This is a genomic window from Roseateles sp., from assembly GCF_019237615.1.
In the GTDB taxonomy this organism is placed as follows: Bacteria; Pseudomonadota; Gammaproteobacteria; order Burkholderiales; family Burkholderiaceae_C; genus Pelomonas.
The window spans coordinates 1-14,233 of sequence record NZ_JAFAGT010000104.1 but is presented as its reverse complement, the minus strand read 5'-3'; the positions used below and the strand labels follow the sequence as shown (position 1 = coordinate 14,233).

At 69.1% G+C, this 14,233-nt stretch carries 12 protein-coding genes and 2 tRNA genes; 3 read left to right on the top strand and 11 right to left on the bottom strand.

All coding sequences use genetic code 11. The features are described 5' to 3' along the window. The 3 genes from JOY88_RS22325 to JOY88_RS22315 form a co-directional block, all read right to left on the bottom strand. Positions 1–262 (bottom strand): response regulator (locus JOY88_RS22325; protein WP_293504851.1); only part of this gene is annotated, 262 nt, incomplete at its 3' end. A gap of 7 nt (positions 263–269) precedes the next feature. Continuing rightward, complete coding sequence (locus JOY88_RS22320; RefSeq protein ID WP_293504850.1) at positions 270–1,433, bottom strand: methyl-accepting chemotaxis protein; 1,164 nt, start codon at positions 1,431–1,433, stop codon at positions 270–272. Next, positions 1,430–3,121 (bottom strand): sensor domain-containing diguanylate cyclase, encoded by a 1,692-nt coding sequence (locus JOY88_RS22315; RefSeq protein ID WP_293504849.1) that lies wholly within the window; start codon positions 3,119–3,121, stop codon positions 1,430–1,432. The genes JOY88_RS22320 and JOY88_RS22315 overlap by 4 nt, the downstream gene beginning before the upstream one ends. Positions 3,122–3,426: 305 nt before the next feature. Here JOY88_RS22315 and JOY88_RS22310 point away from each other — a divergent pair, with 305 nt between their 5' ends. Together JOY88_RS22310 and JOY88_RS22305 are read left to right on the top strand one after the other, a co-directional pair. Next, on the top strand, positions 3,427–4,491 hold the full coding sequence (locus JOY88_RS22310; protein ID WP_293504848.1) for an ATP-binding response regulator: 1,065 nt from the start codon (positions 3,427–3,429) through the stop codon (positions 4,489–4,491). Then, positions 4,488–5,147 (top strand): response regulator transcription factor, encoded by a 660-nt coding sequence (locus JOY88_RS22305; protein WP_293504847.1) that lies wholly within the window; start codon positions 4,488–4,490, stop codon positions 5,145–5,147. Before JOY88_RS22310 ends, JOY88_RS22305 begins: the two co-directional genes overlap by 4 nt. 9 nt (positions 5,148–5,156) lie before the next feature. On the opposite strand, the gene JOY88_RS22300 is transcribed toward JOY88_RS22305, so the two are convergent. Next, positions 5,157–7,928 carry an ATP-binding protein gene (locus JOY88_RS22300; protein ID WP_293504846.1) on the bottom strand — a complete coding sequence of 924 codons (2,772 nt, stop codon included), beginning with the start codon at positions 7,926–7,928 and terminating at the stop codon, positions 5,157–5,159. A 343-nt stretch (positions 7,929–8,271) separates the two neighbouring features. Between JOY88_RS22300 and JOY88_RS22295 the strand changes: the two genes are divergently transcribed. Beyond that, positions 8,272–8,610, top strand: coding sequence for a hypothetical protein (locus tag JOY88_RS22295; protein WP_293504845.1), 339 nt, complete (start codon positions 8,272–8,274; stop codon positions 8,608–8,610). 197 nt (positions 8,611–8,807) lie between these two features. Here JOY88_RS22295 and JOY88_RS22290 read toward each other — a convergent pair whose 3' ends face one another. The 7 genes from JOY88_RS22290 to hemC all read right to left on the bottom strand — a co-directional run bounded on the left by JOY88_RS22290 (position 8,808) and on the right by hemC (position 14,030). After that, the gene (locus tag JOY88_RS22290) at positions 8,808–9,116 is read right to left on the bottom strand and encodes a hypothetical protein (RefSeq protein ID WP_293504844.1); all 309 of its coding nucleotides are present in this window, start codon (positions 9,114–9,116) and stop codon (positions 8,808–8,810) included. A 443-nt stretch (positions 9,117–9,559) separates the two neighbouring features. Continuing rightward, positions 9,560–9,636: transfer RNA gene (locus JOY88_RS22285), tRNA-Arg, on the bottom strand. A gap of 123 nt (positions 9,637–9,759) precedes the next feature. Continuing rightward, positions 9,760–9,836 (bottom strand) — tRNA-Arg (locus tag JOY88_RS22280). Between the two features lie 89 nt (positions 9,837–9,925). Continuing rightward, positions 9,926–11,173, bottom strand: a complete 1,248-nt coding sequence (locus tag JOY88_RS22275; protein WP_293504843.1) for a heme biosynthesis HemY N-terminal domain-containing protein — start codon at positions 11,171–11,173, stop codon at positions 9,926–9,928. 13 nt (positions 11,174–11,186) lie between these two features. Then, on the bottom strand, positions 11,187–12,251 hold the full coding sequence (locus tag JOY88_RS22270) for a uroporphyrinogen-III C-methyltransferase (protein WP_293504842.1): 1,065 nt from the start codon (positions 12,249–12,251) through the stop codon (positions 11,187–11,189). Positions 12,252–12,348: 97 nt separating this feature from the next. After that, positions 12,349–13,107 carry a uroporphyrinogen-III synthase gene (locus tag JOY88_RS22265; RefSeq protein WP_293504841.1) on the bottom strand — a complete coding sequence of 253 codons (759 nt, stop codon included), beginning with the start codon at positions 13,105–13,107 and terminating at the stop codon, positions 12,349–12,351. Next, positions 13,104–14,030 carry a hydroxymethylbilane synthase gene (hemC, locus tag JOY88_RS22260; RefSeq protein ID WP_293504840.1) on the bottom strand — a complete coding sequence of 309 codons (927 nt, stop codon included), beginning with the start codon at positions 14,028–14,030 and terminating at the stop codon, positions 13,104–13,106. Before hemC ends, JOY88_RS22265 begins: the two co-directional genes overlap by 4 nt. Between the last annotated feature and the right edge of the window lie 203 nt (positions 14,031–14,233).

Genomic DNA, 14,233 nt, shown 5'->3' with positions numbered 1-14,233 from the left:
CCTGCGACTCCGTCGTCAGCATGACGATGGGCGTGAAGCGGTAGGCGGGGCGCTGCTTGACGGCCTTGACGAAGCTGATGCCGTCCATGTTGGGCATGTTGACGTCGCTGATCATCAGGTGGACCTTCTGGCCCGTGAGCTTGTTCAACGCGTCCTGCCCGTCGCAGGCCTCGATGACGTCGTAGCCCGCACCCCGCAGGGCGATGCCGACGACCTGGCGCAGCGAGGCGGAGTCATCGACGATGAGGATGGTTTTCTTCATGGAAAGCTCAGAAAAAGGTGACTTCGCTGTCGGCCGGCAGGCGTTGCCCCGCGGGGCCGGCCTGACGCTCCTCGGCCGTGGCGTAGCTGCGCTCGAGCGCCATCAACAGCTCATCGGCCAACGGTGGCGAGGGACGGCCGCTGGCCTCGAAGGCCGCGCGGTGCTGCTGCAACGTCGGCAGCAGGCCGTCGATGCTCTGCTGGACATGCGCCAGGATCTGGTTGACACGGTCCTGGAACTGCAGATGCACCAGCGCTTCGCCGATCTCCGCGCGGATGCCATGGCCCTCAGCCTCCAGCAACTGCGTGGATTCGGTCAGCGCCGCGGTGACCTCACGCAGGTCGGCCAACACGCCAGCCACCGTGTCGCGAGACTGCTGGGCTGCAAGTTCGTCCTCGCCGCCGGAACGTTCGGCGGACAGCCGTGCATGCGCGATGCGTTCGTTCACCTGCTGCACTGTGGCCGCCATGTGGCGGGCCGCCTCGGCCGCGGACAAGGCCAGGCGACGCACCTCCTGCGCCAGCACCGAGAACCCACGCCCGGCCTCACCGGCGCGCGCGGCCTCGACTGCCGCGTTCAGCGCCAGCAGGTTGGTCTGCGACGCGATGCTCCCGACCTGCTCGGCCATCTCGCTCAGCCGGGTAGAGAAGCCGCCCAGCGCGCCCACCTCCTGCAGCAATTCGACCTTGCCGCGGCCGGCGGTCTCGATGCGCACGACCAGCTCATCCAGCCGCGCTTCGCTGCTGGAAAACACGCCGGCCAGGCCACCGGCGCCTGACGTGGCGCCCGCGAGCTCCAAGGTGCGGGTCAGGCGCTCGACGATGGTGGCGAAGCGCAAGCTGATCCCATCGACCGCCGAGGCCAGTTGCGCCCGCGAGGTGTCGATGTGGCTGGACCAGCGCGGCGCCAGCGCTTCGGCCAAGGCCTGGTGGGCGTCGACCATGTCACGCAGCTCGCGCTGGCGCGCCCGGGCGGCGCGGCGCGCGGCGCACCAAGCCACAAAGGCTCCGGCGAGCACTGCCCCGATCATCAGCAGGTTGAATGGCGCTGCGCGGCCCGGATGCGCCAGCAGCCCGGCCAACGCCAACAGCACCACGACCAGCAACGACCCGCGCTGCCAGCGCTCCTCGCGAGTCTGCCGCGCGAGCACGGTATCCAGCGCCGCGTTCATGCGCCGACCTCCGCCGCTGCCTCGACGTCATCCTCAACCTCGTCCCAGGCGCAGTTCACGCGATTGCGCCCGCTGCGCTTGGCCCGGTAGAGGGCGGCATCGGCGCAGCCCAGCAGGGCGTCCATCGTCGTACCGGCCAGGGTCCAGGCCGACACGCCCACGGAGATCGTGATGCGCTCCGGCAGGCCGCCGCCGGTCGGGATGGCGGCCACCGCCTGGCGCAGGGCTTCGGCGCGCAGGCGCCCGGACTCCGGATCGACATCGGGCAGCAGCAGCGTGAACTCCTCGCCGCCGTATCTTGCGACGACGTCGCTGGCGCGCACCTGCTGGCGCAGCACCGAGGCCACCTCGCGCAGCACGCGGTCGCCCACCTCATGGCCATGCCGGTCGTTGAAGCGCTTGAAGTGGTCGACGTCCAGCATCATGACCACCAGGCCGGAGGTCAAGCCACCGCTGCGACCACGCAGCATGCGGGCCAGCTCGCGGTTGGCGGCCTCCTCCAGGAAGCGGCGGTTATACAGGCCGGTCAGCGGGTCGCGGATGGACTGCTGGCGCAGCGACTCCTTCAGTGCCAGGCTGCCCAGCGTCAGCGCGGTCTGCTCCAGCAGCACCGACTCGACATGGTCCAGGCCCTCGTGGCCCTCCCGCAGGCGCAGGGTCAGCACCCCCAGCAGCTCGCCATGGGCCTTGAGCGGCTCGCAACGCCAGCGCGATGCTTCGTCGCCCAGGCCCGGCGCAAGGTGACGGCAAGGCAACACGATGTCCGCGCTGCAGGCGCCCCCCTCCTGCGGCACCATGCTGCTGCAGTCCCGCTCGTTGAGGCGTTCGGCGAATCCGTGCGTGCCCCAGGAGAAGGCCAGATTCATGGCATTGCGGCAACGGCCAGGCAACAGATAGAGCGCGCCATCGACCACCGCCAGATGGCGCGGCAGGCGTTCACGCAGCAACTGCAGCACCGCATCGCGGTCGACGCAATGCTGAAGCTCGCGCCCCAACTGGGAGACGGCCTCCATGCGCTGGTTCAACTTCTCCGTGTCGGACAGCACCTCGGCCAGCCGCCGGTTGTGCCTGTCCATCGCCCGATGCAAGACCTTGGCGCGGCGCACCGACCAGCCGTACCAGAACACCAGCATCAACAGGAAACCCAGGTTCAGCGCCATGGAGATGAAGAAGATCGGCTGGCCGCTGTGCACCTCGGTGGCATGGGAGCGGCTCGCGTGACTCATCGCCAGGTCGACGCCATCGGCCAGCGCCAGCAGCGCGATACGGGCATCGTGGTAGGCCATGGCGACCTGGCCCATCAGTTGCGGATCGCTCAACCGCCGACCCTTGGCTTCGAGCGCGAGGCGGACCTGTCGCAGCGCCTTGTCCACCGCGCCGTTCATGACGGCCAGCTCCGGGGAAAGCCCACCGACCGCACGCAGCGCCTGGGACAGCGTCTGCAATGAGCGCTCGATCTCGGCCACGCCGCCCTGGTAGTTGTCGAGGTAGGCAGGCTGGCCATTGGCCATGTAGTCGCGGAAGCTGCTCTCTGCCTCGTGCAGACTGCGCGTCAGGCGATCGATGGCCGCGCCATGGGCGATGGCCTGCTCCAGCACCCGCTCGGTCTCGACGATGCGCGAGAAGCTGCGGAAGTTGAGCGCAGCCGCCAGCACGATCAGGCCGAAGACGGCGACCGCAAGCGCCACCACCCGGGTTCGCGCGCGGGCGGAGGATTTGAGATCGAATTCACCAAGGGAGTGCATGACGTCGGACAGCGCGGAGGCATTTCATTTCACCCCCCATGTTCGAGGGGTGGGCATATGCCGGGTGCGGTGGTTCAGCTACGTCGCCTTAAGGTTTTTTCTTAAGGCGTCGCCGTCCGGCGCCCATGCGGGCCGCCCTAAACTGAAGCCGATAACTGCTGCTCGAGTCCTTTGCGTCTCGCTGCCGCGCCCGCTTCAGCGGGTCCGTCGCCGGACCTCGCGGCGACGCGAGGGGAAGGACGATCCTGATGTTGCGTGTACTGTCGGTGGACGACGATCCTGTGGACGTCGAGTTGATTGGTCTGGCGCTGGAGCGCACGGGTCGTGAGTTCGTGCTGCGCAATGCCCGCGAGGAGCATGAGGTCCGGGAGGCCCTGGCCGAGCCGGTGGACGTGGTGCTCTGCGACTTCACGATGCCCTACCTGACCGCCGCCCGCACGCTGGAGCTGGCCCAGCAGCTGGCCCCGGGCGTGCCCGTCATCGTCGTGACCAATTCCATCGGTGAGGACGCCGTCGTCGAGCTGTTCCGGGCCGGCGCACATGACTACGTCGCCAAGGACAAGCTGGCGCTCCTGCAGAGCAGCATTGACCGGGTCATGCGCGAAGCCTTCCAGGAGCGCCAACGCGTCACGACACTGACCGCGCTGGCGGACGCCAACCGGCGGCTGCGCCAGCTGTCGGCCCGCCTGGTCGAGACGGAAGACCGCGAGCGCGCCGCGCTGGCGCGCGACTTGCACGACAACCTGGGCCAGCTGCTGACCGGCCTGATGATCCGCATCGACAACGTGCGGACCGGCGGCGAGTCCTGGGAGCGGCTGACCGAGCTGGTGCAGTGCGCGGTGCACGAGGTCAAGACCCGCTCCTTCGCGCTGCGCCCGGCCCAGTTGGACCTGCTGGGATTCTTCGCCGCCGCGCAGGGCCTGCTCGACAGCCAGCTGCAGGGCAGCGGCATCCGCATCGACGTGTTGCGCCGCGGCGCCCGGCCGGCCCGCCCGTCGCCGACCCAGGCACTGGCGCTGCGAGTGCTGCAGGAGGCCGCCACCAATGTCGCCCGCCATGCCCAGGCCAGCCGCTTCGTCGTGCGGGCCCGTTTTTCCGGCGACAGCGATCTGGTGCTGTGCATGGCCGACAACGGCATCGGCTTCGACGTGGCCCGGGTCCTGGCCGGCGGCGTGCGTCTCGAGAACCAGGGCCTGCACGGCATGATCGAACGCGTCGAGCTGTCCGGCGGCCGGCTGCGACTGCGCTCCTCGCCTGGACGGGGTACGACGCTGCGCCTGGTCATCCCCTGCTGCCCGACTTCCACCGCATGAGCTGTCGCGCCCTCATCGCCGAGGACCACGACATCGTGCGCTCCGGCCTGCGGATGCTGCTCGAGCGCATCGAGGGGGTCGTAGTGGTCGCCGAGTGCCGTACTGGACGGGAACTGCTGAACGAACTGGTCAACGGGTTGGCGGTCGACGTCGTCATCACCGACATCTCCATGCCGGACATGGACGGTCTGGCGGCGCTGGCCCGCATCAAGCTGCTGCCCGCGCCGCCGGCCGTCATCGTCGTCTCCATGCACGACTCGCCCGACATCATCCGCCGGGTCCACCATCTCGGCGCCGACGCCTATCTGCTCAAGGAAGAGTCACCGATGGAGCTTCAGCTGGCCGTGCAGAGCGTGGCCCGAGGCATGAAGTACTACGGCCCGCGCGTCACCCAGCGTCTACTGCAGTCCAGCGAGCCCTCGCCGGAGCAGGCCCTGACAGAACGCCAGATCGAGATCCTGCAGAGCATCGGCCGCGGGATGGCGACCAAGGAGATCGCGTTCGAGCTCGGGCTCAGTCCCAAGACCGTGGACGTGCACCGTGCCCGCATCATGGAGAGGCTGGGCATCGACGACCAGGTCGGGCTGGCGCTGTACTGCGTGCGTCACGGCATGGTCGACCCGGCAAGCCCGCGCAAGCCGGGCCGGCCCGCTTGACGCCGGGCCTCAGGCGCGCCCGGCCAGCACGCTGGCCAGCGCCTGACGCAGGCGTGCCAGCCGCGGCGGCTTCTGGATCACCCGATCCACGCCCGAGGGGGTATCGCCATCGTCGAGTAGCCGCTGCCCCCACCCCGTCAGCAGCAGCACTGGTGTGTGCGGCGCGATGCGCTTGATCGCGGCCGCCACCGCGCGGCCGTCCATTCGCGGCATGCCGAGGTCGCTGAAGACCGCGTCGTAGGGCTGGTCGCCACCCGCGGCGGCGGCGAAGGCCTGCACGCCTTCGGCGCCATTGTCGAAGGCGGATACCGAATGACCATCCGCGACCAGCACGTCCGCCAACGACTTCAGCGAGATGGGGTCGTCGTCGATCAGCAGCAGCCGGCATGCGGGCGGCTGCTCATGCAGCGGCGAGGCCTCGCTGGCAGAGGGCTGGACCTCGATGCCCGACGGGAAGGCGAGCTGGATGCGGGTGCCCTGCCCCAGCTGGCTGTCGATGCGGACCTGGCCGCCGTGACGCTGGATGACGCCGAACACCGTAGCCAGCCCAAGGCCCGTGCCGCGCTCGCCCTTGGTTGTGAAGAAGGGCTCCAGGCAGCGCTCGCGCGTCTGGCTGTCCATGCCGATGCCGGTGTCGCCGACCTCGAACAGCGTCTCGCCGCCGTTGGGACCGTGCTGGCTGCCGGTCATCATGGTCAGCGTACCGCCCTCGGGCATCGCGTCGACCGCATTGAGCACAAGGTTGACCAGCGCATCGCGTACCTCGCTGAGCATGCCCGGCAGGCGCGGCTTGACTACGGCATAGCGGCGATCGATGTGGATCTCGATGCCGCGCTGCAAGGGGATGTCGTGCCAGCGAGCCCGGCAGATCTCCAGCACCTGCTCGCACAGCTCATTGGCGTCGATCAGCGTCGGCTCGACGGCGCCCTCGCGCTTGCGGTAGAAATCGCGCAGCCGGGCCAGCGTCTCGGCGACGTCATCGACTGAGCGCTGGATCTGGCCGAGGGCGGCCCGCCCCTTGTCGCTCAGCGAGGTCTCGTTCTCCAGCAATGCGTCGGCATACAGCGCAACGGGCGACAGCGCATTGTTGATGTCATGGGCGATGCCGCTGGACATCTGGCCCAGCACGCGCAGGCGCTCGTCGTGCATGACGATCTGCTGCGAGCTCTTCAGGTCGTCGTAGGCCATCTTCAACGCGCCGTGCAGGCGGGCCTGGATGATGGCCAGCGCGACGTTGTCGCCCAGCTGGCGCAGGAATTCGCAGTCCACGCTCGTGAAGGATTCCGCCTCGGTGCGCGCGACGGCGAGCAGGCCGAACACCTTGCTGTGGGTCTGCAATGGCGCCAGCACCAGGCTGTGCAGGCCCATGGACGCAAGCAGGGTCGGGAAGGGGAAGTCGACCGCGCGCGTGTCGGGTTCGTAGACGAGGCGCCCGGCCAGGCAGGTCGACAGGCCGTTCTGGTCGATGGACACGAACTGCCCGGCGCGCAACGCAGCGCCCAGCACGACCTCACCGCCCTTGCAGGCACTCTTGATCTGCAGGGTCTGGTCGGTCGGGTCATGGATCAGGACGGCCGCAAAGTCCACCGGCATGCGCACCACCATGGTTGCCGCCGTCACGTCGAACACATGCTCCAGGTCCAGCGATTCGCCCACGGCGCGCGTGGTCTGGTCGAGCAGGCTCATGCGCGCCAGCTGCCGCCGCACGCGACCCTCTGAGGCACGCAGCTCGGACATGCGCCGGCTCAGCCGCTCGGCCATGGTGTCAAAGGCCGTGGACAAGTCGCGAAACTCGCGCACGCCCGCGTCCGAGGCACAGCGCACCTCGACATCGCCGGAAATCATCTTCTCGGTCGCGTCCTTGAGCCGCTGCAACGGCTGCAACACCAGCCGGCGCGCCAGCAGCCAGGCCAGCGCCGTGGCCACCAGCAGCACCAGGCCAATCACCAGCAGGTCACGCTGCAGCGCTGCGTAATGCGGCGCCAGCAGCCGGCTCCTCGATGCCCGCACGACGACCTCCGAATCCAGGCCGGGCAGCGGCGCCAGGGCACGCAGCTCGTCACTCTCGCCCTCGGGGCCGGCCTGGGCCTGGTCGATGCTGGCCCGGCCGGTGGCATCCCGCTCCGGCCAGGCAAACGTGATGCGCCCAGCCACGTCGCGGACCAACACCTGGGAGGCATCCAGCCGCTCCCAGTCCGCCGTCACATCGGCCACCAGACGCGACAGGTTCACCATCACGCTGACCACGGCCACCGGCTGACCCTCAGGGTCTCGCAACGCAAGGGCCACGGGCCAGATCCAGCGCCCCGTGATGCGCGAAACGCGCGGGTGCCCGACGATGGCCGTTGTTGACCGCTGGGCGGCCGCAAAGAACGCATGGTCCGACAGGTTGATGGCGGGGTCCACGTCTGACTGGGCGCAGGCAACGGAGCCATCAAGCCGCACGACATAAAAGTCCCCGAGGTGGTCGGAACTGTGCATCAGCAGTCCCTTCAGAAAGTCGCGGCAGCCCTCGGACTCATGCAGCACCACCCAGCGGTTGTCCTGCAGGGTCCGGACCAGCGCCTGGGCGATCTGGAGATCATGAGCAAGCGTCCGGGCGACGACGTTGGCCCGCAGATTGAGCAGGTCTCGCTCTGCGCTGATGGCCGTATCGGCGGCGGCAAAGCGTGCCGTGATCGTCAGCCCCAGCATCGGAGCCGCAATCGCGAGCGCAAAGCAGATCAGACGGAATTGCAGGCCCGTCCGCCGCCAGGAAGAGAGACCAGGCCAGGATTTCATGGGGAGGGATTGTCTTGCCAGGCCTCCTATATCGGCATCCGACCACCCCTGCAGTCACGGGAGGTTGCCGCGCCATCCCTCCAAGCGGCGCATGGCAGATCGGCAAGCCAGCTTGACCACGGGTCACCAAGCGCAAAAGGCTGGCAATCACCATTGGCATCAACGTGAACGGGGCGCCGGCCTCCGCTGCCGACAGCACGCGCTCCAACCGCGGGATGTGGGTGATCGCTGCGCGAAGCAGTGACCAGGACGGTGACGTCAGGCGTCATCATCCAAGGCTTCAAGGAGCACCTTATGGCTCCGGGGCCCCATGCCCGCAACCAGACCACCCGCCCCTTTGAAGATGGACAACCGTTTCCTCGGTTTGGTATCCGCGGGCAGCGCCGCACTCGTCAGCGCTCACCAGCCGGAGCAGTCGCTCAGGCCAGACATGAGCCGGCGTCTCGCACAGCGCAGCAGCCTCGAGCCAACGGCGGCAGGCCGCCCGTCTCGCGTCGCCGACGCAACCATCGGAATCGTCGGCGCGCTAGAACCAGGAGGCGCCGCTTTCGATGAAGGCGCCGAACAGCGCGACGGCCGCGGACGGATCCTTGGACGCGAGCTCGCGCGTTACCTCCTCCAACCACGCCTCCAGCTCTCGGCCAAGACTCTGCGCTTCGCGAAAGTCGTAAGACTCGCTTGAGCGCCGCCACGCCGACAAGGTCTCTTTGAAGCTCGTGGCCAGCTTGTCCGGACGGTCGGCAATTGCATGCGGACCAGGCGCTGTTGCACCGCCTCGTGGCCCGCGGCCAGCTCCAGCAGGACGGCAGCCAGGGTCGACACCGGCTGTCGCTGCAGGAAGGCTTCGAGGTTGTCGGAGGACGCCTCGTCGCGTGCTGGTCAGTCGGAGGGCGAGCCCAAACTCAGGTCCCAAAACGTCCGCTGCCAATTTGAGATGCGTCCTTGCGTACCGCAGGCCGGACAACTCCAGGTCACCGCGTCGTCGTCGGCGATGTCCGTGTCGACGCGATGATCGTCGCGGCTTCGGCATTTGAAGCAAGCCGGGCCGGGCGTTTCCTCGGGGCGGTCGAAATCGGACGCATGCGCAATCACCGCGGTCACGAAATCGGCCATCCTGCGCGCGGCACCACGCTCGGCAGCGATGTTGCCCTTTTCGGTCAGGTAGTGACGTGCGTCGACGACGTACATAGAGTTCGTGCAAATGCTGGAGCCCGGATTGTTGCTCGACAGCCCCGAGCCCCTTGGCGGCCCTCGCCAGGCGGCGGCTCATCGCGGGCTCCACCAGTTCACGACCTGGCATTGAGCGACGGCTTCGCACGGGCCCAGCAATGACGGACCTTCGGCTTTGACACCTGTCCGGACGCCTCCCGCTGAGTCCGCAGGTGGTGATGCCGGCATTTTTGGCGACTCGAGTGCGAGCCGGTCAGGCCAGCCACTCGCTGGCAAGAATGCCTGGTGGACGGGGCATCACCAAGTCGCGCAGCTTGAACTTGGGCAGTCACCGCGCACTTCCCTGAAGAGGGCCCGGCCTCAGAGGCCGCGAGTGCACGGTGTGAACTCGCGCAAGAGTCGCGCATAGAAAAACGGGTTAGCGCCTTTCGGTGCCAACCCGTTGGTTCTTTTCTTATTTTTGGTGCGGCTGGCAGGATTCGAACCCACGACCCCTTGGTTCGTAGCCAAGTACTCTATCCAACTGAGCTACAGCCGCTGAAGCCTCACAGTATATCAGTGAGTCACGAGTGCTCGGCGGGGAGCTCGAGCAAAAGTTGCTCAGCATAGGAAAACGGGTTAGCGCCTTTCGGTGCTAACCCGTTGATTCTCTTCTTATTGTTGGTGCGGCTGGCAGGATTCGAACCCACGACCCCTTGGTTCGTAGCCAAGTACTCTATCCAACTGAGCTACAGCCGCTGAAGCCTCACAGTATAACCAGATTTTCTGGCCCTCAGCAAGAGTCTGCTGATTTTTTGAAAAAGTTGGGGCGGACGCGCCGGCGGGGTTCAAGGCAGGCGTGCCGCCGCCTCGAAGCAGCGAGCGCGGCGGGCATCGTCGCCCTCCTGTTCGGCCAGGGCCGCGAGCACCACCCAGCTGCGCCGGCGCGATGCGCTGGGCATGCCGACGTCGTCGGCCACGGTCTCAAGCATCTGGCGAGCCTTGCCCCAGAGCTGGCGCTCGGCCAGCGCATGGCCCAACGCAAATGCCAGGGCGCGCTCGCGCGGGAAGCGTGACTGGGCCGACTCCAGGCGCTGCAGCCAGTCCGGCCCGCAGCCGGCCAGCACCGGCACGAGGGCCAGGGCCAGCGCCGCACGATCGTCGGGCTGCACTTCGGCGAGGTCGTCGAAGAAGGGCCGCAGCCAGCCGCGGCCGTCGTCGGGCGCGCCGAGCTGACCGGCGCATTGAGCGGCCCGCGCTGCGACGAGAGGGTCGCGGCGGTCGGCTGGATCAAGCTGCTGCCAGGTCGAACGCAGCTGGTCGACGTCGCGCGCGCCGTCCAGCGCCTCGAAAGCCAGCGAGCGCAGCAGGCTCTGGGCCGCCGCCTTGGAGAAGGCCTGGTGCTTGGCGAGCAGCCGTGCGGTACGCAGCGCGTCCAACGGCTGCCGGGCCAGGCGCGAGGCCTGCAGCCGCAGCCGCAGCGCCTGGGTGCGGCGGGCCACGCCGGGGGCCAGCTCGCCCAGCACGCTCAACGCTCGCGTCGCATCGCGGTCGTCCAGGGCCCATTCGGCGGCCAGCAGGCGGGCGCCGTCTTCCTGGGCACGCGCGCCGCCGGCGCGGTGGGCCAGCTCGAGGGCGCGGTCGAGCTGCTCGTCGCGATGGCGGCGGTCCTGCAGCCTGTGGGCGCTGGCCGCAGCCAGCAGATGAGCCAGGGCCATGAAGGACTGGTCGCTCGCCAGCTCGGGCGTCGCGGCCTGGATGTTGAGCGCCTTCTGCGCGGCCTTCTGTGCGCGGCTGAAGCGGGCGCCGAAGAGTTCGACCAGCGCCTCGCGCAGCGCCATCTGGGCGCTGCGTTCGCGCTGGGCCAGCCGCCACTCGCGGGCGCGCTTGGGCAGTGTGGTCAGCGCCTCGATGGCCTGGATGGCCGTGACGAGGGCGAAGCAGCTCGCGACCAGCACCAGCAGGAAGAGGTTGAGCGAGACGTCGACTCGCCAGCCGGCCCAGTAGAAGCTGGCGAGGCCGTCGTTGGCGCCGAGGGTCAGCGCCGCGACGACGGAAACGACGAAGAGCAGGACCAGCCAGATGACTAGACGCATGGTCGGCGCCTCCTCACCGACCGGCCGCGGCAGCGGTCAGCGCGGCCAGCGTGTCGTCGGGCCGCGGCACGATCACCTGGCGCGCTTGGCCGGCGACCTGGCGCAGCAGTTCGGTCACGCTGGCGACCTTGCGCGAGCGCGTGTCGAAGTAGCGGTTCAGCATCTCCTGCGCATCGCGCAGGTCGGACTGGGCCGTGTCGAACTGACGGCTCAGCAAGGCCAGGCGGGCGTTGAGCAGGCGCAGTTTGAGGTTCTCGCGGAGGAAGAAGCTCTGGTCGGGCGAGATCAGCGCGGCCTCCGGGTGGTCGATGCGGGTCACGCGCAGCAGCGTGCGCGCCTCGCCCCAGACCAGGCCTGTCCAGGTGGAAAGCTGCTGCGTGGCCTGCCACCACCACAGCGCGAGCTTGCCGTCCGCGGCGGCCGCTGTTTGTTCGCGCTGCAGCTTCAGGGCACGCTCACGCTCCTTGGCCGCCTCGGCATTGCGCTCGTCGCGCGGGCGCGGCTTGGCCTCGCTGCCGGACATCAGCGGCAACTCGTCGGCCATGCGCACGACCTCGTCGAGCTTGATGGTCAGCGTGGACACGTCGACAACGGCTACCGCCTTGACGCGATCCAGATCGCGGGCCACGGCGCGGCGCACGCCTTCCATGCGCGGCTGTTTGTAGCGCAGCAGGCGCTCGTCGGCCTGCTTGAGCGTCGCCACCAGCGGCTCGGCACTTCCCGTGATCTGGGTCTGCTGCAAGGCCACGCGGATGGAGGCCTCAATGTCGCCAACGACGTTCTCGTCCCGCGAGCGCGACATGGACTGGATCAAGTCCTCCAACTGGCCGCGCTGCAAGGCCACCTCGGCCAGGCGGGCGTCCAGCAACGCGACCTTGGCAGCCGTATCGCGGACCAGCTCGGCGGACTGCTTGGCCGCCAGGCGCGCCTCGGTGGCCTGGGCCTGGCTGGCCTCCTGGCGACGCACCAGCTCCTGCTCCAGCGACTGCTGGCGCGAAAGGCTCTGCCAGACGAGCACCACGCACAGCAGCACGGCGCCACCCAGCAGCGCGAGCAACCAGGGCAGCCAAGCCGGCATGGCAGGTGCGGAAGGGGGCAGCGGAGCGGCGGACTCGGCCGCGGCGACTACGACGGGGGGGTTCAGCTCGGGCTCACTCACAGTGCGTCGGATTCTGTCAGAGGCCTTTCAGGGCCTGAGCTACCGCCTCGGGGACGGGTCGCGCCAAAACCACAGGCCCGAAGCCGGCGGCGCACGCCGCCTCGGCGATGCGGGCATGGGTGGCGATGGCGCGCTGGCCGGCCAGCGACGGGTGGTGCAGCGCCTGCAGATGGCCGATGGCCTCCGCGCTGCTGAACAGCCAAACATAGCGCAGGGGCTCGGCCTGTGCCGCGGCCAGCAGGGCTCGCTCGGCCGCGCCGAGCCGCGGTGCGGCACGGTGGTAGACGGTGACGGCCTCGACCTGGGCGCCGGCCGCCTTCAGGCGCCCGGCCAGCCACTCGCGGCCACCATCGCCGCGCAGAAGCAACACGCGCGCGCCGGCCCAGTCGCGTCGCGGCGACAGCTGTTCCCAGAGATGCTCGGAGTCCAGGCCGGCGGCATCCGCCGCAGGCTGCACGATCTGCGCCGCCGGAATGCCGTGGGCCGCCAGCGCCTGGGCGCTGCCGGGGCCGACGCAGGCTGCGAGCGTGCGCGCGGGCCAGGCGGCTCCCCGGGCATGGGCGAAAAACTGCTGGACGGCGTTGGGGCTGACAAAGACGGCCAGGTCCACCGCAGGCAGCGCGGCCCAGGCCGCGGCCACCGGGCCGGCATCGCGGGCGGGCTGGATGTCGATAAGGGGCAGCGCCGCCGCATTGACGCCCAGTTCGGCCAGGCGTGCCAGCCAGGCAGCGCACTGCGGCCGCGGGCGGGTCACCAGCAGCGTGGGCGCCGTCATCCCGGCAGGTAGGAACCCGCGCCCAGATCACGCAGCCGGGCGGCGGCCTGCTGCCCCAACGACCGGGCGGCATCGACATTGGTCACGTCGGCGGCGACAGCTGCGCGCAGCAGCGGCGAGGCATGCTGTTCGGCGTGGCCCAGGGCCGCGTCCAGGCACAGCGTGCCGCCCTGCCAATGCGCATAGGCCGCGAGCGGCAGGCTGCAGCTGCCGCCCAGCGCGCGCGAAACGGCACGTTCGGCCTCGCAAGCCAGCAACGTCGGCGCGTGAACCAGCTTCGCCAGCGCCTCGGCGAGCGCCGCGTCGTCGGCGCGGATTTCCAGCCCCAGGGCACCCTGCCCTGCGCAAGGCAGCATCTGGTCGACCTCGAACAAGGCGCGCACGCGCGCGGCCAGGCCCAGGCGCTTGAGGCCCGCGGCGGCCAGCACGATGGCGTGATAGCCGCCCTCGTCGAGCTTGCGCAGCCGCGTGTCGAGGTTGCCGCGCAGCGGCTCGACGCGCAGGTCCGGGCGCAGGCTCAGCAGTTGCGTCACGCGGCGCAGGCTGGAGCTGCCCACGATGGCGCCCTCCGGCAGCTCGGCCAGCGAGGCGTAGTCGTTGGAGACGAAGGCGTCGCGCGGGTCCTCGCGCTCCAGAACGGCGGCGAGGGTGAAACCCTCGGGCAGCTCCATCGGTACGTCCTTGAGGGAATGCACGGCGAGCTGGGCGCGGCCCTCGGCCAGCGCGGCTTCGAGCTCCTTCACGAACAAGCCCTTGCCGCCGATCTTGGACAGCGTGCGGTCGAGGATCTGGTCGCCGCGCGTGGTCATGCCCAGCAGCGTGGCCGGGATGCCGAGTTCGCCGGCGAGACGGGCCTGCACATGCTCGGCCTGCCACAACGCCAGGCGGCTCTCGCGCGTGGCGATGGTGATGGAAGAGGTCATTGGTAGACGTTGGTTCCTGGTACGGCCCGAAGGCCAGATTCAGAGCCAACGCCCCCTTTCAAACCGTGCGTGCGGATTTCCCGCACACGGCTTACCAGTGGTCTGTCGGCTCGCAGCATTACGCAGAACTCCCGTTGACAGGAGCTTTGCCGGAGTGGCGGATCGTCCCGCGCAGACGGTGCAATCCAAGGCGTTCGAAGCAG

Coding starts and splice junctions, on each gene's coding strand:
- hemC (WP_293504840.1), bottom strand. CDS start 14,030: ATGACCTCTTCCATCACCATCGCCACGCGCGAGAGCCGCCTGGCGTTG.
- JOY88_RS22270 (WP_293504842.1), bottom strand. CDS start 12,251: ATGCCGGCTTGGCTGCCCTGGTTGCTCGCGCTGCTGGGTGGCGCCGTG.
- JOY88_RS22275 (WP_293504843.1), bottom strand. CDS start 11,173: ATGCGTCTAGTCATCTGGCTGGTCCTGCTCTTCGTCGTTTCCGTCGTC.
- JOY88_RS22305 (WP_293504847.1), top strand. CDS start 4,488: ATGAGCTGTCGCGCCCTCATCGCCGAGGACCACGACATCGTGCGCTCC.
- JOY88_RS22310 (WP_293504848.1), top strand. CDS start 3,427: ATGTTGCGTGTACTGTCGGTGGACGACGATCCTGTGGACGTCGAGTTG.
- JOY88_RS22265 (WP_293504841.1), bottom strand. CDS start 13,107: ATGACGGCGCCCACGCTGCTGGTGACCCGCCCGCGGCCGCAGTGCGCT.
- JOY88_RS22320 (WP_293504850.1), bottom strand. CDS start 1,433: ATGAACGCGGCGCTGGATACCGTGCTCGCGCGGCAGACTCGCGAGGAG.
- JOY88_RS22295 (WP_293504845.1), top strand. CDS start 8,272: ATGGACAACCGTTTCCTCGGTTTGGTATCCGCGGGCAGCGCCGCACTC.
- JOY88_RS22300 (WP_293504846.1), bottom strand. CDS start 7,928: ATGAAATCCTGGCCTGGTCTCTCTTCCTGGCGGCGGACGGGCCTGCAA.
- JOY88_RS22290 (WP_293504844.1), bottom strand. CDS start 9,116: ATGTACGTCGTCGACGCACGTCACTACCTGACCGAAAAGGGCAACATC.